This is a genomic window from Candidatus Enterococcus huntleyi (genome assembly GCF_009933175.1).
GTDB classification, from domain to species: domain Bacteria; phylum Bacillota; class Bacilli; order Lactobacillales; family Enterococcaceae; genus Enterococcus_K; species Enterococcus_K huntleyi.
Map to the genome: position 1 here is coordinate 187,126 of NZ_MAEJ01000010.1, position 23,614 is coordinate 210,739.

The 23,614-nt window shown below is 38.7% G+C and carries 20 protein-coding genes; 2 read left to right on the top strand and 18 right to left on the bottom strand.

The genetic code is table 11. The features are described from left to right. Positions 1–11 precede the first annotated feature (11 nt). The 5 genes from BAU15_RS07375 to BAU15_RS07395 form a co-directional block, all read right to left on the bottom strand. Positions 12–1,886, bottom strand: a complete 1,875-nt coding sequence (locus BAU15_RS07375; protein ID WP_161842096.1) for a beta-glucoside-specific PTS transporter subunit IIABC — start codon at positions 1,884–1,886, stop codon at positions 12–14. A 117-nt stretch (positions 1,887–2,003) separates the two neighbouring features. Next, entirely contained in the window at positions 2,004–2,858 is an 855-nt protein-coding gene (gene licT, locus BAU15_RS07380; protein ID WP_161842097.1) for a BglG family transcription antiterminator LicT, read from the bottom strand. A gap of 380 nt (positions 2,859–3,238) precedes the next feature. Beyond that, the gene (locus BAU15_RS07385) at positions 3,239–3,445 is read right to left on the bottom strand and encodes a PF20097 family protein (RefSeq protein WP_161842098.1); all 207 of its coding nucleotides are present in this window, start codon (positions 3,443–3,445) and stop codon (positions 3,239–3,241) included. Positions 3,446–3,638: 193 nt separating this feature from the next. Then, positions 3,639–5,093 carry a ribosomal protection-like ABC-F family protein gene (abc-f, locus tag BAU15_RS07390; RefSeq protein WP_161842099.1) on the bottom strand — a complete coding sequence of 485 codons (1,455 nt, stop codon included), beginning with the start codon at positions 5,091–5,093 and terminating at the stop codon, positions 3,639–3,641. 167 nt (positions 5,094–5,260) lie between these two features. Next, complete coding sequence (locus tag BAU15_RS07395) at positions 5,261–6,436, bottom strand: pyridoxal phosphate-dependent aminotransferase (protein WP_161842100.1); 1,176 nt, start codon at positions 6,434–6,436, stop codon at positions 5,261–5,263. A gap of 232 nt (positions 6,437–6,668) precedes the next feature. On the opposite strand from BAU15_RS07395, the gene BAU15_RS07400 reads away from it, so the two are divergent. After that, positions 6,669–7,385, top strand: a complete 717-nt coding sequence (locus tag BAU15_RS07400; RefSeq protein ID WP_161842101.1) for a DUF2087 domain-containing protein — start codon at positions 6,669–6,671, stop codon at positions 7,383–7,385. Between the two features lie 191 nt (positions 7,386–7,576). Here BAU15_RS07400 and BAU15_RS07405 read toward each other — a convergent pair whose 3' ends face one another. The 10 genes from BAU15_RS07405 to BAU15_RS07450 form a co-directional block, all read right to left on the bottom strand. Next, positions 7,577–8,044 carry a hypothetical protein gene (locus BAU15_RS07405; RefSeq protein WP_161842102.1) on the bottom strand — a complete coding sequence of 156 codons (468 nt, stop codon included), beginning with the start codon at positions 8,042–8,044 and terminating at the stop codon, positions 7,577–7,579. 245 nt (positions 8,045–8,289) lie between these two features. Beyond that, positions 8,290–8,802, bottom strand: a complete 513-nt coding sequence (locus BAU15_RS07410) for a type II toxin-antitoxin system Phd/YefM family antitoxin (protein ID WP_161842103.1) — start codon at positions 8,800–8,802, stop codon at positions 8,290–8,292. Positions 8,803–8,858: 56 nt separating this feature from the next. After that, entirely contained in the window at positions 8,859–10,232 is a 1,374-nt protein-coding gene (locus BAU15_RS07415) for a hypothetical protein (protein WP_161842104.1), read from the bottom strand. A gap of 164 nt (positions 10,233–10,396) precedes the next feature. Then, on the bottom strand, positions 10,397–12,556 hold the full coding sequence (locus BAU15_RS07420; protein ID WP_420022123.1) for a heavy metal translocating P-type ATPase: 2,160 nt from the start codon (positions 12,554–12,556) through the stop codon (positions 10,397–10,399). A gap of 183 nt (positions 12,557–12,739) precedes the next feature. Then, the gene (locus BAU15_RS07425) at positions 12,740–14,923 is read right to left on the bottom strand and encodes a heavy metal translocating P-type ATPase (RefSeq protein WP_161842105.1); all 2,184 of its coding nucleotides are present in this window, start codon (positions 14,921–14,923) and stop codon (positions 12,740–12,742) included. 1 nt (position 14,924) lies between these two features. Continuing rightward, positions 14,925–15,134, bottom strand: a complete 210-nt coding sequence (gene copZ / locus BAU15_RS07430; protein ID WP_161842106.1) for a copper chaperone CopZ — start codon at positions 15,132–15,134, stop codon at positions 14,925–14,927. Between the two features lie 130 nt (positions 15,135–15,264). Further along, positions 15,265–15,705 (bottom strand): CopY/TcrY family copper transport repressor, encoded by a 441-nt coding sequence (locus BAU15_RS07435; protein ID WP_161842107.1) that lies wholly within the window; start codon positions 15,703–15,705, stop codon positions 15,265–15,267. Positions 15,706–15,978: 273 nt separating this feature from the next. Next, entirely contained in the window at positions 15,979–17,430 is a 1,452-nt protein-coding gene (locus BAU15_RS07440) for an APC family permease (RefSeq protein ID WP_161842108.1), read from the bottom strand. Positions 17,431–17,739: 309 nt separating this feature from the next. Further along, positions 17,740–17,922 (bottom strand): hypothetical protein, encoded by a 183-nt coding sequence (locus BAU15_RS07445; protein WP_161842109.1) that lies wholly within the window; start codon positions 17,920–17,922, stop codon positions 17,740–17,742. Positions 17,923–17,929: 7 nt separating this feature from the next. Continuing rightward, entirely contained in the window at positions 17,930–19,156 is a 1,227-nt protein-coding gene (locus tag BAU15_RS07450; protein WP_161842110.1) for an MFS transporter, read from the bottom strand. 283 nt (positions 19,157–19,439) lie between these two features. On the opposite strand from BAU15_RS07450, the gene BAU15_RS07455 reads away from it, so the two are divergent. Next, positions 19,440–20,096, top strand: coding sequence for a Crp/Fnr family transcriptional regulator (locus tag BAU15_RS07455; protein ID WP_161842111.1), 657 nt, complete (start codon positions 19,440–19,442; stop codon positions 20,094–20,096). 58 nt (positions 20,097–20,154) lie between these two features. Here BAU15_RS07455 and BAU15_RS07460 read toward each other — a convergent pair whose 3' ends face one another. The 3 genes from BAU15_RS07460 to BAU15_RS07470 form a co-directional block, all read right to left on the bottom strand. After that, positions 20,155–20,814, bottom strand: coding sequence for an SGNH/GDSL hydrolase family protein (locus tag BAU15_RS07460; protein WP_237580153.1), 660 nt, complete (start codon positions 20,812–20,814; stop codon positions 20,155–20,157). Positions 20,815–21,050: 236 nt separating this feature from the next. Beyond that, positions 21,051–22,349, bottom strand: coding sequence for an asparagine--tRNA ligase (gene asnS / locus BAU15_RS07465; RefSeq protein ID WP_161842113.1), 1,299 nt, complete (start codon positions 22,347–22,349; stop codon positions 21,051–21,053). A gap of 49 nt (positions 22,350–22,398) precedes the next feature. Continuing rightward, positions 22,399–23,589: a pyridoxal phosphate-dependent aminotransferase gene (locus tag BAU15_RS07470; protein ID WP_161842114.1), complete on the bottom strand. Its 1,191-nt coding sequence runs from the start codon at positions 23,587–23,589 to the stop codon at positions 22,399–22,401. Between the last annotated feature and the right edge of the window lie 25 nt (positions 23,590–23,614).

Here is a 23,614-nt window from a genome sequence, read left to right on the forward strand (position 1 = left end):
CTTTTCAGTTTTTATTTCACAATCGTTAGGAAGTCTTCCCCTTGGATGATTTCCTCTTGATTTAAGTCTAACACATCTGCGAAGTCGTTGGTATTCGTAATCACGATTGGTGTGATTGTTGAATAGCCAGCCGCTTGAATAGCGGCAACATCAAATGAAACTAACGCTTGTCCCGCACTAATTTTATCGCCTTGGTTGACGTGAGCGGTGAAGCCTTTTCCATCTAATTCAACCGTGTCCATCCCAATATGCATTAAAATTTCGATACCATCTGTTGTCGTAAAGCCAACTGCATGTCCAGTTGGGAAAATCGTCGTAATTTCGCCATCAGCAGGCGCGATTAATTCCCCTTGTTCAGGCTCAATTGCTAGCCCTTTACCCATTGCCCCAGAAGAGAACACGGGATCTTTGACTTCAGCTAAAGGAACAATTTTTCCACTTAATGGACTTTTTAAAATATGACGTGCGTCTGTTTCTGCTAAATGAGCAGTTGAACCTGTATTTTTTGCATCAGTCGTTGAAGCTGTCTTTGGATCATCAAAACCAATGACGATTGTGCCGATGAAGGCTAATGCGAAAGCTACGGCTGTACCAATAACAGCCATCATGACATTTGATTCAACACCGTCAATTGTACTGATAAATGAAGGAATTGATAGTAAGCTAACTAAGCCGTTGGCAAACATTTTAACTCCACTCATTCCGACTAATGCCCCACCAATCGCACCACTGACACAGGCTACGATAAATGGTTTTTTCAATGGTAAAGTTACCCCATAAACAGTTGGTTCAGTAATTCCGAAGAAAGAGGTAATCGTTGAAGTAATCCCTAATTGACGTAATTTTAAATCTTTCGTGCGTAAAGCTACGGCTAAAGCAGCTCCCCCTTGAGATAAGACAGCTGGTAGTAACATAGGTGCTAGGACGTCAAAACCAAGTTGTTCAAGGTTCAAGAAAATTAGTGGAACAAAGCCCCAATGCATACCAAACATTACAAAGACTTGCCAGAAACCACCCATAATTAAACCAGCGACTAATGGACTAAAGCCATAAACTGAATTAAATAGACTTCCTAACCCTTGTCCGATAATTGTTCCGATAGGACCAAGAACGATAAAGGTTAAGGGAACCATCACAAGTAAAACAATCAAAGGAACAAGAATTGTTTGTAAGAATTGTGGCACAATTTTTTTAACTAATGGCTCTAATTTACTTTGAACCCAGACAGCTAAAATAATCGGAATAACCGATGAAGTATAGCCAGATGGTGATAGAACAGCTGGGATGCCAAAGAAATCTAAGCCTGTTCCAGCGCCAGCAATTGCTGAGATAGCTGGATACACAAGCGCCATCGCGATAGCTGCTGCTAGAAATTCATTTGTTTTGAATTTTCGTGCGGCAGTGATTGCTAACATAACCGGTAAGAAGGTAAAGAGTCCATCAGCGGCTGCAAAGAGAATTTGGTAAGCCCCTTGCGCGTCTGTTAACCAACCAAGTACAACGGCTAGAGATAGAAATCCTTTTAGGACCCCAGCTGCCGCCATAGCACCTAAGAACGGCGTGAAAATTCCTGAGATGACATCAATAAATTGATTCAGAATATTGCCTTTTTCACCGCTATCTTCGTCTGATGCTTCTCCTAGACCAGAATTATCAACAATTGCTTTGTAAACGTCAGCAACATTACTCCCAATCACGACTTGGTACTGACCCCCACTTTGCACAACTTGAATGACATCCGGGTCAGCTTTTAATCTTTCTGTATCAGCGACTGCTTCATCCTTTAATTTGAAGCGTAGACGTGTCGCACAGTGAACCAAACTGTTGACGTTTTTTTCGCCGCCGACTGCCTCCAATACGCGTTTTCCAACTGCTTTGTTATCCATTTTTTATTCCTTCTTTCTTTTATATGTATACAAAAAAACCTAAATTGAAAAAACACCTGTCCGAAGACAAAGCTTGTTTTTTCAATCTAGGTTTTGCCTGCCAAACAGTAACAATCCTTATGATTGAGTAGAATGTTGATTTTCTCCAGCGATTCGCTGAATATGAATCGTTAAGTAAACCTGTTCCGATTTATCAATCGGTTTTTGCTGCGTCTGTACTAAGAAGTCATTAATTCTTTGGACGCATTTGAATGCTTGCGGATATTTCGATTGAATCAACTCATATAAAAATGCATCAGCTTCTTCATGAGTTTCATCTCTTAAATAACGTTGTGCAAAAAATTGCAGATGGGTCACAATCCGCTGATAATTTAGTGAATCATCATTGAAGACGAGACCAAAATAACGACTAATAATGCTGAGAATATCGCGCACCATAGTTGTTGCTGTCATAGTCACTTCCATATTGCCATGGGCTTGTTCACTATTAACGAAGTGGAAGGCAATAAAGCCAGCCTCATCTTCTGGAAACAAAATACCTGTCTGTTCCTCAATCATTTTTAGAGATTCTTTGGCAATTTTGAACTCTCTGCCATAAAATTTCTTAATCTCAAATAGTAAAGGATTCGGAATCAAGACATTTTCTTTAGCCCGTTGCAAGGCGTAGTGAATATGGTCGGTCAATGTCACATAGATATTAGGTGAAAGCTCTATACCTAGGATTTCTTCCGCCCTATCGACAATTTTTTTCACTAAATAAATTTCTTCGGAAGGTACATCAGCTAGTAATTGTTGGAACTGCCCCATGGTTGAAGAGTCTTTTAGAATAAACTCCTTCTCAATCTTGGTTGCTTCCAATGAGTCACCAATCTTTTTTTGAAACGCTAGACCGCGGCCCATAAAGATGATTTCGTCACCCGCTTCATTTTTTGAAAGGACGACATTATTATTGTAAATTTTTTCGATGAGCATAGATGTCCTCCTCCAAGAAAAAAATAAAAAAACCTAGAATCCGCCCTGAAAATGGTTAGCTAGATCCTGGTTTTGCCTGCCGAACAGTAACAATCCTTATCTTTTACAAGTTGAGAATAGCATAAATTTAAAATGAGTGCAAGCCCTTTCTCTCAAGAAAACTAAGTTTATCCTGTAAAAATAACAAGATGAATTTCCAATTTATTTAATCCGACCTTCTGTTTTAGCCGCTCCTAAAAAAGAATCAGAGCTGAAAAAGAACCCCTTTCTTCTCCTTAGTGCCGCGTGACAGCATAGAGGAGAAGAAAGAAGTCTCAATAACAGATTCATTTTCAGATTTTATTCTAATAAATGTAGAGTATATCGCTTGTTTTGGTCAGCTAGGCTTGTTGCGATTTTAAATCAATCGTCAGCGTCTCGCAGTTTCTGCAATGGAACGCTTCAGTGTTGGTCCGACCAAGTAGACTATTTCTTTTTAGGGTTATGTACGGTGCAGAGCTCCCTTTTGCCGGCGCCCACTTGAGCGCGTAGCGATCCCCTTGGATAGCGCCTTTGATCATTTCTGTCTCACATTTAGCACATTTCATATGATAGACCTCCTATTTATAGCAAATTTATTTTTTTACATAGCCTCTATTGTGAATGACTCACAACTTGGCTTAAACTAGCTTTTAGAAAATTTATTTTGTAGGATTTTCTTTCTATCATTATTATGGCTAATTGCTTGCCAAATGTCATGGGACTTTAGTTGTAAATTTTCTCTGTCTCAAAATGAACTAGTTACCTAGAAAGAGGCTGTATTCTGACAGTCTGGGTAGCTATTTTTTGAAAACCACTGTCGTGCTCAACAAAAAGTAACGTGGGCTGATAGACTTCTATCGTCTCGATTAATTGTTCTCGATTTCTGAAGTCGAGGTAATTGAGCGGCTCATCCCAAATGAATAATTCTGCCGGTGTTAGAAGGGATTTTGCGACTTCGACTTTCTTTTGTTGGCCCATACTCATTAGTTCAATTGGCGTCTCAAATACAATCCGCTCCATGCCTAATTTATGCAAGCAATTTAAAAAAGTTGTGTAATCTAAAGCTTGCTCTTCGGCGAATACTTGCAATGATCCCTTATAGGTATCGTAATCTTGTTTGATTAGGCTAACAGTTAGATTCTCGGAAGAAAGTACGCGTCCAGCCTGTTCAGCATTGCCCAAGCCCATGATATGCTCTAAGATACTGGTTTTTCCAGAGCCATTTCGACCGTCTAAGACGATTCGATCGCCATTTTTTATCGAAAAAGAAATGGGCTCAAATAACCATTCCTGATCATAACGTAACGAAAAATCTTCCACTAATAAAAGTGGTTCACGAATCGCGTACTGAGGACTCAAAGTCAGACTGTCAGTCGTTGTCGTTTTGACCATCAATTGTTTTTTCTGTTCAATTTCACGAGCTTTTCGTTGTTCAATGGCTTTCGCCCGCTTATTGAGTCTAGCCGCAATGTTCCGCCCTTTATTATCAGATTCGCGTAACGATCCCCATCGTTTCTTTTCGATAGCAGTGTCATTTAAGCGGTCGATTTCTTTGGCTAATCGGTTATTCTTATCATTCACTTCGCGTTCTTCTAACGCTTTTTGTTCTATGATATCGTAGAAATTTCCTGCGTACAGTTTAATTATCTGTTGGTCGATGATGAGCAGATGATCACAGACAGCATTCATAAAATCTGTATCGTGACTCACCACAATATAGCCTTGCTTCGCTTTCAAATAATCACGCACATGCTCTCGACTTTCTTTATCTAAATGATTGGTCGGCTCATCAATTAGAGGAAAACTAGTGGTGTCTATAAATAATAAGGCTAGCAGTAGTTTTGTTAGTTCGCCACCGGAAAGTTGTGAGAGCGGCGCCCAAATCAACTCTTTCCGGAGTTTGAGTAATTCGCATTCCCGTTCAAGTTCCCACTGCTCAAAAAATTGTAGTTGTTGCAAGGCAAAAAGAGCAGGCATGTCGCTACTTTTCTCAATCGGTTGAGGAAAATATTGAAAGGCCTGATCGGCTTGTATTTGGCCTTGATAAGGAATTTCACCAGATAAAATTTTTAAAAAAGTCGTTTTCCCGACGCCATTGTCTCCAGTGATGCCTAACTTCCAAGTATCGTCTAAGTCTAATGAAACTTGATCAAATAAAAGATGCACCTGTTGATCATAGCCGGACGAAAGGCTTCTAATTTTTATGCTAGTCATTGTCTCACCCCTTCCAATGTGTTTTTCACTTCAGCGTTGACAGTATTTGTCTTTTTCAGGGTTACCTTCGAATTTATACCATACATAATTAGTCTTCTATTATAAAATAAGCTACTTGACCGTCATGGGATCAAATAACTTATTTTTTACTATAGATGCTAGCTTATTTAAGCTTTTTCATTTTTCATATAAGTTTCTAACCGCTTCATGGCTTCTTTCAAAACATCCAGAGACGTAGCGTAGCTGAGTCTCACGTACCCTTCTGCTTCAGGTCCAAAAGCGATACCCGGAATAACTGCCAAAGCATTTTTCTCGGCTAAATCGACACAAAAGGCCATTGAATCTTGCGTATAGCCTGCGGGGATTTTTGCAAAAATGTAGAATGCGCCTGAAGGCTTAGCAACCTCAAAGCCCAAAGAAGTCATCTTCTCATATAGAAAATCTCTCCTTTTTAAGTATTCTACTTTCATCACGTCGGCATCATTAATCCCCTCAACTAAGGCTTTTACTGCAGCTTTTTGAGAAACCGTTGCTGCTGAGGTAACTAAATATTGATGCACCTTGATAATTTGACTAGTCAACGCAACTGGGGCAAAAATAAAGCCAATGCGCCAACCTGTCATAGCATGTGATTTTGAAAGACCATTAATCAGAATAGTTTGCTCTCTTAAATATTCCGCAATTGATACATGTGGCTCGCCATAGCTTAGCTCACTGTAGACCTCATCGCTGATCACGAAGACTGGGTATTTACGCAACACATCAGCAATCGCTTGGACTTCTTCTCTAGAATAAGTAACACCTGTGGGATTACTAGGATAATTTAAAATAATCGCTTTTACTGCATCGCCATGTTCAGCCATGGCTTCCTCAATCATCTCTGGTGAAAGGACAAATTGGTTGGGTCGAGTATCGATATACACGGGTTCTGCCCCAGCCAATAAGATCATCGGCTCATAGCCTGGATAGATAGGTGCCGGCAAAAGGACTTTATCTCCGGGATTTAAGACCGCTAGTAAGGTGGCAGAAATTGCCTCCGTCGCCCCGACCGTAACTAAAGCTTCGGTCTGGCTATCATATGAAAGGTTATATTTTTCCTTTAGAAAATAGGTTGCCGCTTCTCGAACATCTAATAAACCGGCCATGCCTGTATAATGGCTATAATTCTGTTCGATGGCTTCTTTTCCGGCTGACTTTACATGCTCCGGTGTATTAAAATCAGGCTCACCCAACGTTAATTTTAAAATGTCAGGAATTGGCGAGACGGTTTCATCAAATTGTCGGATTGTTGAAACGGCAATCTGATACACTTGTTGATTGAAACGATTTTCTAACTTATTCATGGACATGACCACCCTATCTACTCTTATTGCCATCTATAGTACCATAAAATAGGTGGAAAATGAATTTTTTATGATAATTCACTGTTAATAAAATGAGAAACTGTTTGTTTGGGGAAATACCACTAATCTACTTATTAGCAAACAAAGTTATATTTATCTATTATATTGCAAACAATTATGTATGATGATATATTTGTTACAAATGAAAAACTATTATTATGGAGGGAAATCGATGACCCAAGCATTTTATAAAATTGATGAATATATTCAAGGCTACTCTTTCTCAGAACAACATTATCACTGTCTGTTTTGCTCGGCTACCTTTGAGGAGGGACTGATTTATCCAGCAGATACCCTGCTGCAAAGTGCTGAGCGAGCCATTAAGCAACATGTCCAAAAACAACATGCAGGAGCCTTACAGGCTTTGTTGGCCCTGCCTCGCGCAACAAGCGGCTTATCTGAAACTCAACAAGAGATGATGAATTTATTTGCGCAAGAAATCAGTGACACAGTGATCGCGCAGAGATTGGAAATTTCCACGTCAACTGTTCGAAATCACCGCTTCAAATTAAAAGAAAAAGAACGACAAGCGCGCGTTTTCTTAGCAATGATGACACTTTTATCAATTGAAACGGCTCCCTTACCCCATGTCGGTGCGAAGATGATCGATGAACGTTATCAAATAACTGAAGAGGAAAAAGTTCGCGTCAGTCAAACTTATATAGATGAGAATGGCTTTGTCAAACAGTTTCCTAGTAAAGAAAAGCGCAAGATTATCATTTTAGGGGAAGCCGTGAAACGATTTGACCGCAATAAAAATTACTCTGAAGCAGCTGTCAATACTATTTTGAAGCAAATGTTTGACGACCATGTGACCGTTCGCCGCTATCTGATTGAGTATGGCTTCATGAATCGTACTAAAGATGGGCAAACGTATTGGCTTCAATAGGTAGCTGTAAGTAAGTATCTGTTAATGGCGCCTTTTATTTATACTTCTTAAAAAAACGAAGACATTGGCAACGTGCGCTAATGTCTTCGTTTTTGATATAAATAAACATTTTTTTGGAATAGAGTACTTGCTGATTGAAGCATTTAGATAAAGCTGCTGATCTGAATAATTAGTACTTGAGGATAGCCAACTTAATCTACTGGTTCTTTTTCCAATAGAATATGGAAAACAAAAAAAGTAATAATCGCTAAAACTAAAGAGCCAACAGCCAAATAATAGGCCGGTTTAATGGCAATGAAATACAGAGAATAGTAGGCTTGGCTATCAAATAGACCACTCTGACTCAACCCAGTAGGACCTAAAATCATTCGCGGCAATAAAGCGACTCCGGTAGTAAAACAAGCAAGACAACTTAGATAAATCGGCGCTAAGACTCGTTTTACACGAGAAAAATAAAGCCAAACAAGCGCTACGGTTAACAGAAAATAAAGCCACCCTAAGACTGGAAAATTTTTAAGGACTAGCCAGCCAGTCCCCTGAATTGAGCCTAAAATTTCGGCGTCCTTGACAACTGCACTGAGCCAGCGAAAAGGCAAAAGAGCAATGGGTATAAGCCAAAAAATTAAAAATATATTTCTATAGTGAATGATCTTTTTCAACTGTACCACTCCTCAATAAGTTAGAATATTTTCGATAAAAACTTTTTTTGTTTTTGTTTACAATTTTACTAGCATACTGAATTATAACAAGAATAAACGAAATATTGTTTGGGAATTGCTTGCTTTTTTGCGAAAATCCTATTAAATTTTGTTCATTTTCGAGTAAATTATTTGAAATATCTATAAAAAAAGACTAAAGAGAATTTTTTTCTCTTCAGTCTGAGTTATGCACGTGAACGGTTTTTTTATAATTCTCTCAAATAGACCTTTTTGATTAGTAATTTGTCAAATAACTGTGATTGGCTATCCTGCTCTCCAATTACCTCAGCAAGGATTATTTTATGATTGTTCTTTTTACGCAATTGATAAACAATTTTACCAGATTCATTTAGTTCGTTCATCATATCGATTACGCCACCAAATCCAGTTTTTTTAGTAATAAAGCCAAGTGCTACCATTCGTTCATCTAAATTCTTAGCAGAGATCGTTGCTCCATCAACTAATGTTTGATGTAAAATCATTGCAAGACCTTCTAATTCTTCAGCTATCGGAATTTCTGGCTCAGGTTCAGGACGTCGTTCTAACTCATGTAGTAGATTTTCGTATTGCTCTTTTGTCAGCATAACTCCTGCAATCTTCTCTCGATTGAAAATATAAACACCGGTACCCGCGACTCTTGCTTGGTTAAAGACATCCATTGGTGATTTTTTCACTTCAGTGATAGAAGATGTAGGAACATCTAGCTTTTTCAGTTCCATTCGGTTCTCCTCCTCGCATTGACAAAGACCATTATATCACAGCTTATCGATGGGATTCATTTTTTATTACTCTTTTTTTCGCTCTTTTCTTCTAGTTGCATAATAACGGTTGTTAGTTCGACAATCAGTTCTTCAAAAAACAGCGAGGAGAAAAACAGAGTGACAACTGATTTATTGATGGGTGGCGTTAATTGATAATAATCTGTGATGCAAATATCTGCATACGATGGAATCTCGTTGCCAAAATGAATGGTCACTTGCACTGCATGAAATGAAGAAATATTATGCTGAATCGCTTTTTGCAATCGTTTCAGATTTTTCTTAGGCAACTTTAAAAATAAGCAGATATATAAAGGTCGATCGACTTCCGATAAAGAGAGAATGGGTTCGATTAGTTGATAGTTGGCAATTATTTGTGCATGCTCCCCTCTATTATTGCTGACTATCGAAGCGGGTTGCCTTTCCGTGATCTTTTGCAATCTTTCAAACATTTTAGGATGGTCGATTAACTTTTGATAGGCCTTTTCTTTTTCGGTAGTAGTTAGAGATTGCTCGGCGTGTAAGGCCTGAGAAATAATGCGTTGTTTCAGTAGTTTTGTTAACATCGCTTGTTTACTTCGTTCAGATAATTCTGGGAAAACATGTTGAATAAAAAGAAACCATGGCTTGATATCTGGGAAGATCAAGTAAATATCAATTAATTTGTATGGAAATACATGCATTTGAAAATCGCTTGTTGTTTCAGCATGCAAAAATAGATAAAGATAGAGAGACTCCGCCTCAGATAGTCTAAGATATGCTTGTCTAAAGTAATGGAAATTTTGATCAGTTTTCGCAAATTTCCAACAGAATTCTGGTAGCTTCAGTTGGCTTGGAGATTGTCTGAAGTCAATGATTTTACTCATGAGCTGTTCAGAAGAAGCCGTCAGCTCTTCTGCTTTTCGAGTAAAGTCTGGCTGAATTTCCAGCGGGCATAAATCAGGAAAATCTCGAGCAAAATCAAAGAGAAATTTCCGAATAGCCCACTCATTTCCCAATAAGGCGGATTCGTTAGCTTGAATGGAAAATCCCAAATGCGCCAAACGTTGATTGATTCGTTTGTATTGATGATGGGTATAAGCTGGTTGCAATGGCAGCCCCCAAGCCGCTTTGGCAAGAATCTCAAAAAGAGGACTGTTGGAAAAGAAATCAGCTACTAGTTGATAAATAGTTGTAGCAGTCTGATATTGCCAAAAAACCAATTTATTTTCTCGAAACAAACGAACTTGAGGATAACTATGTTCAATAATCGAAAGTCTGACATTGATTGTTCTTTCGTGCCAAGAAAAATGTCTGGCCAATTCATGTACCGTAAATTTATTTTCTTTCATGTAAAGAAGCAGGTTTAAATCTTGCTGTGTCCTTTTTTCTAAAAAATAAATCCAATCCATTTTACACACCCCTTTACCTATGTATTAAAAGTAACACATCTGGAAGCGTTTTAGTTATTTTGTTTTGGCCTAATATTGAGTCAAAAATGCAAAAAAAAATAAAGAAAATCTTTTTTACTCAGATTTTCTTTATTTTTATCGTATTTACTCGTGAAGTGACCAGGTTATTTATCGATTTTCAATAGCATCGCATTAATCGCTACAACGATTGTACTAAGGGACATAAGAATGGCCCCGACAGCTGGATTTAAGAGAATTCCGATAGGTGCAAGGACTCCTGCTGCTAATGGAATCGCGAATAAGTTATAACCAGCACCCCACCAGAGATTTTGAATCATTTTCTTTCTTGTTTGTTTAGAAAGATTTAGAAAATGTAAAATATCTTCAGGATTACTGTTAGTCAAAACGACATCAGCTGAATCAATTGCGACATCTGTCCCAGCCCCAATCGCCATACCGACAGTTGCTCGAGCAAGACTAGGCGCATCATTGATCCCATCGCCCACCATCATTACTCGTTTGCCTTCATCTAAATATTTACGGACAATTTTTTCTTTATCATCTGGCAATAATTCACCGTAGAATGTTTCGATTCCTAGATAACTTGCTACAGCAGCGGCTGCGGTTTTGTTATCACCCGTCAACATAACAGGTTGAATGCCGTTTTCTTTTAATGAGTGAATAAATCGCTTGGCTTCCGGCTTAATTTCATCACCTAAAGCGAGTAAAGCAACTAATTCTTGATCAATCACTAGATAACTAATCGTATTTCCTTGCGCTTTATATTTTTCTGCTACAGAAGTATCAAAGGAATAGTTTTGCCGAAGTACCTCTGCTTCATTGACAATCCGAACCGTCTTATCTTGAACCGTGCCTTCGAGACCGATCCCAGATAAGCTAGTTAAATCATGTGCTGCATAGACTTCAATAGCTTGTTCTTTCAAATAAGTCATGATACCGATTGCTAATGGATGGTTAGCATTGGCTTCTAAGGCCCCAATGTAGCTGAAGGCTTGTGTTTTTGTATAGTCAGAAGAAAATAATTCTAAGCCTGTGACGGTGAATTTTCCTTCGGTCAGCGTGCCCGTTTTATCTAACATAATAACATCCATTTGATTGGCTTGTTCTAAAGCATTTCTATTTTTCAATAGTAAGCCATTTTTTGCGGCAATCGAGGTTGAACGAGCGATAACTAATGGAATAGCTAAGCCTAAAGCATGGGGACAAGCGATGACAAAGACGGTCACCATACGATCCAACGCAGTCGGTAAATCAGTGACTAGCCACCAAATAACGAAGGCTAAAATCCCAGCTAACAAGGCAATGTAAAACAGCCATTTAGCCACTTTGTCAGACAAGCTTTCAAGTTTAGATTTTTCACTTTGGGCTTGTTTGACCATTTCCATGACTTGTGCCAGGTAGCCATTTTCACCCGTACCAGTTACCTTAATTTGAATCATCCCATTGCCATTGACAGAACCGCCAATAACTGAATCGCCAGTATTTTTTTTCACACCTTTTGATTCACCCGTGACAGCTGATTCGTCCACGGTCGTTTGTCCTTTGATGATTTGACCATCGGTAGGCATCTTATCGCCAGAGCGTACAATTAATACGTCCCCAGTAGCTACTTCTTGAAGCGAAATTTCTTCTTCTTGCCCTGCTTGATTGATACGTTTAACCGTATCTGGTAACAACTCAGCTAATTTTTGCAAAGCGTTACTAGCATTAGAAACGGCGCTCATCTCAATCCAATGCCCCAATAGCATAATAACGATTAAAGTCGCCAATTCCCAAAAGAAATCCATGACATGTGGCTGATTGGTAAAATTATTGATGACAAAAGCATAGAGACTGTAAATGTAGGAAACTGAGATTCCCATCGCAATTAAGGTCATCATCGCCGGACTTTTTTGTTGCAGTTCCATCTTAGCCCCTGATAAGAAAGGCTGACCGCCGTAAAAGAATAAGAAAGTTGCTAAGGCGAGGACAAGCCATTCTGATCCAGGAAATGTAAATTGAAACGGAAGCGTGATACCCATCATTGGGGAAAGAATGATGATGGGTATCGCGATGATCAAGGAGAGCCAGAATTTTTGCTTAAAATTGCCCATATGCATCGAGTGATCCATGCCACCCATATCATGTCCGCTATGATCCATATGCATGTGGTCTATGCCCGCCATGTCATGTGAGCCATGAGCCATGTGCATAGTGTGGTCCTGTTTATCGTGATCCATGTTGTTCATATCATGCGTGTGATGGTTCATGTGATTTTCATGATTAGGAGTCATATTGTGCATCGAATGATCCATATGGCCCATCTCAGCATTTTCATGTGTTTCGTGATTCATTTCATGCTCTGTGTGGTTCATAGGGTGCATCTTATCCTGTGCATGATCTGATTTTGATTGATTTGTTAGTTGCTCGTGTACGTCTGAATTTTCAGCATTTGTTGATTTGTTCGAATGATCTGACAATTTGTTTGTCATCACAATCCCTTCTTCCTAAAGTTTCTTACGATTTAGGCTAAGTGAATTCAACAAGACACTTACTGAACTAAAGGCCATGGCAGCACCTGCGACGATTGGATTTAAAAATCCTAAGGCTGCAAACGGAATGCCAACTGTATTGTAGATAAAGGCCCAAAATAGATTTTGTTTAATTTTGCTAAGAGTGGCTTGAGACAAGTGAATCATTTTTTCAACATAGACTAAATCATTATTCATCAGTGTGACATCCGCTGTTTCCATGGCGATATCCGTACCGCTACCCATGGCGATGCCGACATTTGCTAAAGCTAAGGCTGGCGCGTCATTAATCCCATCGCCGACCATGCCGACAAACTCGTTTTCGGCTTGCAGTTTAGCTACATAATTGGCTTTATCTTCAGGTAAGACTTCAGCGAAGATGTGGTCAGGTGTTAAGCCAACCTGTTGGCCAATATATTCAGCAGCTGTTTTGTTGTCGCCTGTCAACATATAGACTGCAACATTGCGTTCTTTGAGTTTTTGAATCGCTTCTTTTGAAGAAGGTTTGACTTGGTCTGAGACCGCGATCATTGCTAGTAAAGAATCTTCGTCTGCTAAAAACATGACTGTTTTCCCTTGTTTTTCCCAAGCAATGGCTTGTTCTTCAACAGCGGTGTAGTCGATGTTTTGGCTTTGCAACAGTTTTCTAGTACCAGCGTAATAGGTTACCCCGTCGATATCGCCTTTAATCCCAGCACCTGGTAAAGCGCTGAAATTCGTGACAGCTTTTGTCGCCACTTGTTGCTCTGATCCATAAGCGACGATGGCTTTTGCCAACGGATGCTCAGAATCTTTTTCTAATGAAGTGAAAAGTGTTAAAGCGTCGTCGTTACTACTATGATAATCCGTAACGCTCGGTTTTCCAACTGTTATGGTCCCTGTTTTATCAAGAATGATACTGGTAATGTGAGTCGCTGCTTCTAACGCTTCCCCACCTTTGATTAAGATCCCTTTTTTAGCACCGAGCCCAGTTCCAACCATAATAGCAGTCGGAGTGGCTAGTCCTAAGGCACAAGGACAGGCAATAACTAAGACAGAGACACTATGAATTAAAGCGGTTTGCCAATCGCCTAAAATAAAGCCCGTTAAGAGTAAAGTTGCTAAGGCAATCACCAAGACGGTTGGTACAAAGATACCTGAAATCTTATCAGCAATTTGTTGAATTGGGGCTTTGGTTCCTTGTGCTTCTTCCACCATGCGAATAATTTTCGACAAAATCGTATCTTGACCGACTTTGGTAGCTTCTATGCGCAAACTTCCGTTAGTATTGACTGTTCCGCCGAACAAGACATCATCTGCTTTTTTTTCGACAGGTAAACTTTCCCCTGTGAGCATACTTTCATCAACCGCACTAGTACCAGAAATTAAGATACCATCGACAGGAATTTGTTCGCCCGGACGGACTTGAATCATTTCACCCATCGCTACTTCTTCGATTGGGATACTTATTTCTTGGCCGTTACGAATGACGTTTGCAGTCTTTGCTTGGAGCGCCATTAATTGTTTAATTGCATTGCCAGTTTTTGCTTTGGCATTGGTTTCTAAATATTTCCCTAATAAAATTAAGGTAATAATCATCGCACTACTTTCAAAATAAAGATCCATATGATTATCGGTAAAGAAACCATTGTAGATACTCAATAGATAGGCAGCTGTTGTTCCCATCGCAACCAGTACGTCCATGTTAGGCGCCATTGTTTTAATCGCGTGGTAGGCACCTTTGTAATAACGCGCCCCAATATAAAATTGAACGGGAGTGGCTAAGACTAACTGCACCCATGGATTATGGAAAAATTGCACCCAAGCGGCGTGACTGCCTAATAATGAAGCAATCATGGCGATCATCAATGGTGCCGTTAATACCGCACTGAAAATCAAGTCAAATTTAATCTTTTTGATATAGTTTTCTTTTTCTTTCTCGATTTCTTGTTTATGGGCATCATCAAAGACAATCGCGCCATAGCCAATCGATTCGACACTTTGAATTAATTCGGTTGGTGTCGTTTCTTGGTATTGTACTGTCGCTTTTTCAGTTGCCAGGTTAACGGTCGCTGAAACGACACCTGGTTGCGCATTGAGCTCTTTTTCGACACGTGAAGAACAGTTGGCACAGGTCATGCCAGTAATCACGAAGGTTTCCATTTTTGTTGCTGAAGACATCCTACATCACCTCAGTTGCATAACCAGTTTCGGTAACTTTTGCGGCAATCTGTTGCGCGTTGACTTGCGTTTCATCAAATTTTACAGTCCCTGTTTCTTTTTTTAGATTAATTTTTACTTTTTGAATTCCTGGTAATTGATTGATACTTTCTTCAACCTTTGCGACACAGTGGTTACAGCTCATTCCGTTAATTGAAAAGTTTTGTTTCATGATAAATTTCCTCCTAATAATTGTGTTTTTTAGTTTTATATAATGATTCTTAATTTGACTAATTATTTGTGTAGATTTTTTCGTTCATTTAACTATCGATTAATTGTTGATTCATCACGTATTCCCTATCTTATTGATGATGGGTACAGTTACACTGCCCTGGAATACAATTACATGAAATTGCTTCGACTGGTTCCTTCTTATCTAGCTCGTCAAGAATGAGTTGAATGTCTTCTTTGGTTAAGGTTGCTTCGGAGACTAGATCAGCGATCGTTTGTCCAACCTTTGTGGCACAAATATGGGAAAATAAATTTTCTGTGGCACTGCGAACAGTCGATTCTTCAGAAACTAGTGGATGATAAATGAATTTCTTCCCTGATTGTTCGGTCCAAACAATCTCTTTTTTCACTAAGCGTCCCAACAATGTTTTGATGGTTGCTGGTTTCCAGTCCATTGATTCTGATAAAATTTCACTAATTTCTTGGGCGGTTGCTGCATCCAATGTCCAAATGACTCGCATCACTTCCCATTCAGAATCACTTATTTTAATCGGTTCAAGTGTGGTATTCATGTTATTCACCTCGCTATCGTTTACATTTGTAATCTTTAATTCTTTTTAAGTTTACAACTGTAAACGGAAAACGTCAAGAAAAATGTTTCCTTTTATTCAAAAAATAGTTTAAGACTCTTCTAACTCAGTAGATTCAGTGTTTCTTGATATTATCTGTCACGATTATACAGGTAGCTAAACAATAATTTATAGAGAATTTTTTAAATGAAGAACAAAAAACGATCACTCACTAAGCAAATCAGTGAGCGATCGTTAAGTTATTAATAGTGGTCATTATTTTTGTGCATCGAGCGCTTTTTGTTTATCGCGACGAGCAATTGCTGGTAAAATCATTCCTAATAAAATCAAGACAATCGGTGTCACAATATTTGAAATTAATTGGAACCACCAAGCATCAGGACTTGCAGCGTACTCAACTTTTGGTACCATTCCTAGAATACAAGCAACGGCTGTAAAGAAGAAACACCACGCTCCGAAGAAGAAACCAACTTTCGGATTTTTAACAAATTTATATTCTGAAGTGAATTTTTTGTAAGCTTTGTTTAACATCATGTAAGCAAAGAATACCCATAGGTAACGCATTGGCATAACAACTGAGTTCAAGTTAGTCAACCATTTAACCAATTCGTTCATATCTTGAATCCCAAAGATTGGTAATAGGATGATGATACTTACTAAAATCCCAGTTAAGACATAGCCATTGACTAATGTTCCTTTAGGCGTACGTTTACGTAACCAGTTTGGTACAAAATCAGGATCTGCATCTGCTAATAAAATACGTAGCGGTGCATCGATTGAGAAGGCTAAAGCTGAAATTTGACCAACCATGTTCGTTAACGCATAGATAATCATTAATGTGTTACCAATTCCGTAGTAATTACCTAAGATTTGGAAGGCTGCATACGCGCCGTTCGCCATTAAATCTTTTGGCATATTGTTGCTGGCAAATAACATACCCATAGCGACTGATCCTAAAACGGCACAGACGCCGACCATTGCTGCAAGAAAGATCATGCCTTTAGGGAATTCTTTAGCAGGATTCCGTGTTGCATTTACATAAGGAGAAATTTTTTCAGCTCCCCCTACCGCAAAGACTAGCATCGAAACGGTTGTAAAGTAAGTAAAGTCAAAGGTTGGAATATAAGTTTTGACTTGAGTCATGTTTTCTGTTGCAAAATGAACAGTTGAATTAATAAATGGTGCTGTGACAGCTAACAGAATGAAAAGAATAGACATCACGAACATCGCTGTTCCTGCTAAACCACCGATTACCTTCAATGTAGACAAGCCTTTTGTTGATAAATATAAGAAGGCTAAAAAGATAATTAAAGAAATAATCGCCACTAATTGAACGGACATCGTATTCACGATATTACCGTTTCCTTGAACCGCCCATCCTAAGGCAATCAAGATTGCTTGAGGTTTTTGAGCAAGGTAAGGAATGTGTACTACCCAGTAAGTCCATGCGGCATAATATGCCAAGCGTTTATTCATGGTGGTGTTTTCAACCCATGAGCTAACCCCTCCAGGACTGTCTTTGAAAGCTGAACCAAGTTGTCCGACAATTAAAGCATAAGGGACAAAATAAATTGCAAGAATTAATAGCCATGAAGTAACGACTGAGATACCTTGTTGTGCATAATTGTTTACCACATTACCCATGCCCCAAACCATGTTGAAAGCAATCAGAGCAACGGTAAACCAACGTAATTGTTTTTCGTTCATCAGTTTTCTCCTTTTTATTTTCTTAGAATATAGAATTAACTATGTAATAATAATCATTTTCCCATTAAGTAGCAATGATAGGTTGATTATAGTGTGTGTTATTTTATGTGTTAGCCATTCTTTAGCCATGCTTTTCTCATCTAAAAATAGGAAAGTGGGTTGTATTCTAATTTTTATCCAATCAAATTTGGCTATTTCTAGCCATCCTCTTGCCATTTATAAGAAATAAAAGCTTACCTACCCTATTAAAGAACTAATAGAGTAGATAAGTTAGGTGTAAACTCTTGTATTAATCGTTTTTCTTAGTGATTAACCTATAAAATTATCGTTTCTGACGGTACTTTGAAGCTGTTTAAGGCCATCACTTAAAGAATCTTGTTGAACTTCAAGTAAGTGCGTGTTGCCTTCAATTTTACTTAACTTTGTACTGACTTCATCGAGTTTTAATAAGGTTTGTTCTAAAACTTCAATAATTCGTGTATCTGTATTCATTATTTACTCACTCCTCAACTGAATTGACGGTCATAGGTTCGGCCGCGGGTTCTTCCCCTGGTTTTGATTGATAAAAGAATTTATAGAGAACAATACAGATGATTGGTAAAATACCGGCAACCAAGTAGATTCCTTGGAATGAAAGGACGCTTCTTAATTCACCTAAAATGTACGGTCCTACTCCTAAGCCCAAATCTAAGCCAATAAAGTAAGTCGATAAGGCAATCCCAACGCGATGAGGATCTTTGACCGTTTTTAGACAAATTGCTTGTCCATTTGACATAAATGTTCCGTAACCAAGCCCAATTAAGGCACCTGAACCCAATAACATCCAGCTATTTGTTGTAATACTTAGTAAAAATAAACCAAGTGTTAAGAAGAGATAGCTAGGATAAATCACGTAATCTTCGCCATGGTTATCAAAAATTTTGCCTGACATTGGTCGTGTCGCAGTAATCACTAATGCATAGACAACAAAGAAAAATGAGCTGGCGCTGACTAAATCAATAATCTTGGCATAAGACGAAAGAAATGACAGAACGCTTGAATAAGAAAGTCCCATTAAAAAGGCGACAAATGAAATAAAGAGGACGCGTTTTTCAACAAAACTGCTAAAGCTCCATTTTTTAAGCATGGTTCTATGTTCGTCTGACAAATGAATATTTTTTACTGGGAAAATAAAACAAGCGACAGTTGTCAATAAAATAGCAATAATAGAGAACATAATAATGAAGTAGAAGTTTGTATAGTTCAACAAAATCATGCCAATAAATGGACCAATCGCCGCAGCTAAGCTGGTACTTAAGCCATAATAGTTAATCCCTTCCCCGTAGCGTGATTTAGGAATATAAGCAGTAACAATTGCGTTTGTCGCAGTTGAAACGGCACCATAACCAAAACCATTTAATAGACGAATTCCATACAAGATTGGAATTGATGGAATATATAAATACGCGACAGTTGTTACCAAATAAAAAAGTGCACCATAACGAAGAACCGCTTTTCGGCCGACTAATTCTAAGGTTTTACCCATAAATAACCGAGCAAAAAGAGTCCCTATAATATAAATTCCTGAGGCCAATCCAGCCTGTCCAAGTGTTGCGTGTAGCTTATCTTGTGCGATGACCGCGATAATCACCATTAATAAATAATACACGAGATAAACCACAAAATTTATCAAGGTGATGCTAATAAATCCTTTATTAAATAATTTTTCTTTTGTTTGTTCACCCATTGCAGTTCCTCCAGTTATAATTTTTATGAAAATATTTATGAAATTTTCTACGTTTTTCACTATACTCGTTTCTGCAAGAAAAAAAATTCGGATTTGTGCATGAGAAAATGAATTATCAAAGGAGGATGAATAAATTAATTGACAAAAGTTAACAACATTTGTTGTTGTTCAGTGTTAAAAGATTCGGTTAAATGAAGTAGGTTATTTCTTTCATGAAAAAGGGTATTTCTTTCATTCTATGGTAGAATAAAGAAACAGCACGATAGAGAGTGGAGGCAAAGGCGTGAACAATCAAGTGTTACAAGAATATTTGGACAAACATTCATTCCCTGTAGTGGTAAAATTGAAGAAAAAATATTTAACGTATGAAGGGCTACAAGATCGCTATGTCTACATACTGAAGGCTGGTGTCATAAAAACTAGCGTCATTTCAAGAGATGGTCGAGAATTTAATTTGCGCTACATTAATGAATTGGAGATTGTGTCTCTATTAAAAGATGAATATTCGCAGATTACAGATGCCCCATTTAATATCCGCGTAGAATCTAAAAAAGCGGAATTATATAAAATTGATCGTGTGCAGTTCTGGCAAGATGTTAATCAAAGTGCTGCCTTACAGGGGTATGTAAAAGATTATTATCGCTTTTGTCTCGTCCATTCGATGAAAAAGATGCAGCAAATGTTGATGAATGGTAAATTTGGGGCAGTTTGTACGCAGATTTACGAGTTGTATGATACTTTCGGTGTAAAAACAGAGTCTGGTTACTTAATCGATTTTGTTGTAACCAATGAAGAAATTGCCCATTTTTGTGGAATTTCTTCTGCCAGCAGTGTGAACCGAATGATGCAACAGTTAAAAGACATTGGAGCAATTGAAATGGTCAACCGGAAAATTTTGATCAAAGATTTAGAAATTATTAAAGATAATATTATCATCTAAAGAAACTAGCAAAACGGCCTCTCTCTAAGACAGAGAAACAGTTTTGCTAGTTTTTATATTAATTAATAAAACCAGTCCCTTGGAGCCAACTTTCAGCGATTTCAGCATGCCCGGCTAAGGTTGGATGAACCCCGTCATCACCTGTATAGTGCTCAAATCCGTGTGAGATTCCTAAAGCATTCAGTTTCCCATCTAAAGGAATAAATGTAGCTTGATATTCTTCAGCTAACGTTCGAACCACTTGAATTTTCTGATCTAAATCTTTTCGCCAAGTCAATCGTTCTTTTGGTTCAGGCAAGACAAACGGTTCCATTAAGACAATCTTCGCTGTCGTTTCTTTGGTGACTTGTTCAAGTAAATCACGGTAGACTTTTTCAAATCGGACAGCCTCTTCTCGACTACCAAATGTCGCAGAATCTGTATTATGCCAGGTATCATTAATCCCGATTAATATCGACACGACCGTTGGTTTTAGTTGCAGACAGTCTTCAGTCCAACGCTGCTGTAAATCGACAATCTTATTTCCACTAATGCCTCGATTCAAGCAGTCGATTCGATAATTAGGCAGCCCCTTTGCTAGAGCAGCTGCGATGAGCATCGGATACCCTTGTCCTAAGTCATGAAAATCATCGCGATTACGTCCGACATCCGTGATACTGTCTCCTATAAATAAAATTCGTGACTGATCATTTTTCTGGATAAACTCAGGTCTATTCAAACTCAACACTCCTCTGTGTTTTTCTTTCATTATGGCACAAGAAAAACAGGATTCAAGAGGCAATTGATGATTTCCTTATCTTTTAGTAAACTAAGATAAACTTTAAACCTAACTCAGGATGTGGCTCCTTAATATAGAATCCGAAGAGAGCTCCTTACTTTTTTGTACCAAAATGACTAATCGAATTAAAAAAAGAGCGTGTGACAAAGATTTCTTTGCCACAGCTCTTTTTAATTTTATGGGTAAATACGATTTAATAAACGTGGGAATGGAATAGCTTCACGGACATGTTCAATACCAGATAACCAAGTTACTGTTCGTTCAAGACCGAGACCAAAACCAGTATGTGGAACTGATCCATATTTACGTAAATCTAAGTACCAAGAGTACTCATTCTCATCTAAGCCTTGTTTGCGGATTTCTTCTAGGACATATTCATAATCCGTTGCACGTTCAGAACCACCAATAATTTCTCCATATCCTTCTGGCGCGATCATGTCGGCACAGATGACAACATCTTCACGGGTTGGATGTGGTTTCATGTAGAATGGTTTGATTGCTTTTGGATAGTTTAAGATAAAGACCGGTTGCTCAAATGAGTTAGCGATAAAGGTTTCGTGTGGAGAACCAAAGTCATCGCCCCATTCAATATCTTCAAAACCATTTTTCTTCAATAGCTCAACGGCATCATCGTAAGTAATCCGTGGGAAAGGCAATTGTGTATATTTTTTCAACAATTCTTTGTCACGTTCTAAAACATCAAGCGCATAGTCACAGTTATCAAGCACATTTTGGACTAAGAAAGCCACATATTGTTCTTGGATTTCTAAGCTTTGTTCTTGATGCATGAAGGCCATTTCAGGCTCAATCATCCAAAATTCAATTAAGTGACGACGTGTTTTTGATTTTTCAGCACGGAATGTTGGGCCGAATGAGAAAACTTTCCCAAAAGCCATCGCCGCTGCTTCCATATATAATTGGCCACTTTGAGAAAGGTAAGCCTTTTGATCAAAATAGTTTGTCTCAAACAAATCAGTCGTGCCTTCTGGTGCAGAACCAGTTAATATCGGAGGGTCAACTTTGGTAAAGCCATTGTTATTGAAGAATTCATACGTTGCTCGAATAATCTCATTACGAATTTGCATAATCGCATGTTGGCGTGAAGAACGTAGCCATAAATGGCGATGGTCCATCAAAAAGTCTGTCCCGTGCTCTTTTGGTGTGATTGGGTATTCTTGACTTTCGCCAACAACTTCGACTGAAGTAATACCAATCTCATAGCCAAATTTTGAACGACTATCTTCACGAATCTCACCAACAATCCAGATAGATGTTTCTTGATGTAAATTTTTCGCAAGCTGGAACATGTCCTCGCCTACTTCATTTTTCACAACAATCCCTTGGAAATAAGCTGTCCCATCTCTTAATTGTAGAAAGGCAATTTTCCCACTTGAGCGTTTGTTGGCTACCCAAGCGCCAATTTTTACAGTTTCGCCAACGTGATGTTTGGCATCAATAATTTGAATTTGTTCCACGTCTGTCTCTCCATTTCTATTTCTGTCTAGCCATCCCGAGCTTGATTTTTTATGCTTTTCGTTTACTGTCGATAAATTTGGCAATCCGTTCGATTGCTTCTTCTAATATTCCGAGGTTCGTGGCATAACTGATGCGAATATGCTCATCAGAGCCAAAGCCTTCACCTGTTACTAAAGCAACTTGGGCTTCCTCTAATAAGTCATCGACCCACTTAGTCACATTTTCATAACCACATAGATTGAGCATTTCTTTGACATTTGGGAACAAATAGAAAGCCCCTTGAGGTTTTTCTAGATAAATACCTGGTAATGCTGCCACCAAAGGATAAATCTTATTTAAACGCTCTTCAAAGGCAACGCGCATCTCTTCCACCGTATCCTGTTCGCCACTTAATGCTTCGACTGCCGCGTATTGACTGACAGCGGTAGGATTACTGGTTGCTTGTGATGCAATATCAATCATTGCTTGAATAATCGTTTCATCCCCTACGGCATACCCAATTCGCCAACCAGTCATGGCATAAGTTTTTGAAACCCCATTGATGATGATTGTGTGCTTACGAATTTCCTCTGAAATAGTCGCAATCGGCGTAAACTCATTTCCATTATAAACTAAACGACCATAAATATCATCGGCAATTATTAAGAGATCTTTTTCGACTGCCCAATTACCAATAGCTGTCAATTCTTCCTTGGTGTAAATCATTCCAGTCGGATTCGACGGAGAATTCAAAATCATCGCTTTGGTCTTCTCCGTATAGGCAGCTTCAAGCTGAGCCACAGTGACCTTAAATTGTTGGCTTTCATGACATTTAACAAATACCGGCGTACCGCCTGCGAGCTTGACTTGTTCACCGTAGCTGACCCAATAAGGTACGGGAATGATGACCTCGTCTCCTGCGTCCAGGATTGCTTGGAATAAGCTATATAAGGCGAATTTTGCACCATCAGTGACAATCGTTTGACTCGTTTTATAGGTCAGGCCATAGTTTTTTTCTAGATAATTTACGATAGCTTGACGTAATTCTGGAATGCCGGCTGTTGGTGTATAGTAGCTAGCACTGCCATTTTTGATGGCAGCAATGGCTGCTTCTTGGATATTTTCTGGTGTAGCAAAGTCTGGCTCCCCGACAGTCAAAGTGAGGATATCCAGTCCCTGTGCTTTTAGAGCTTTAGCCTTTGCTGAAGCCACTAAAGTAACTGATGGCTCAAGCTGTTCGGCACGTTGTGAGATTTTCATACAAAATTAACTCCCTTCATTTTTG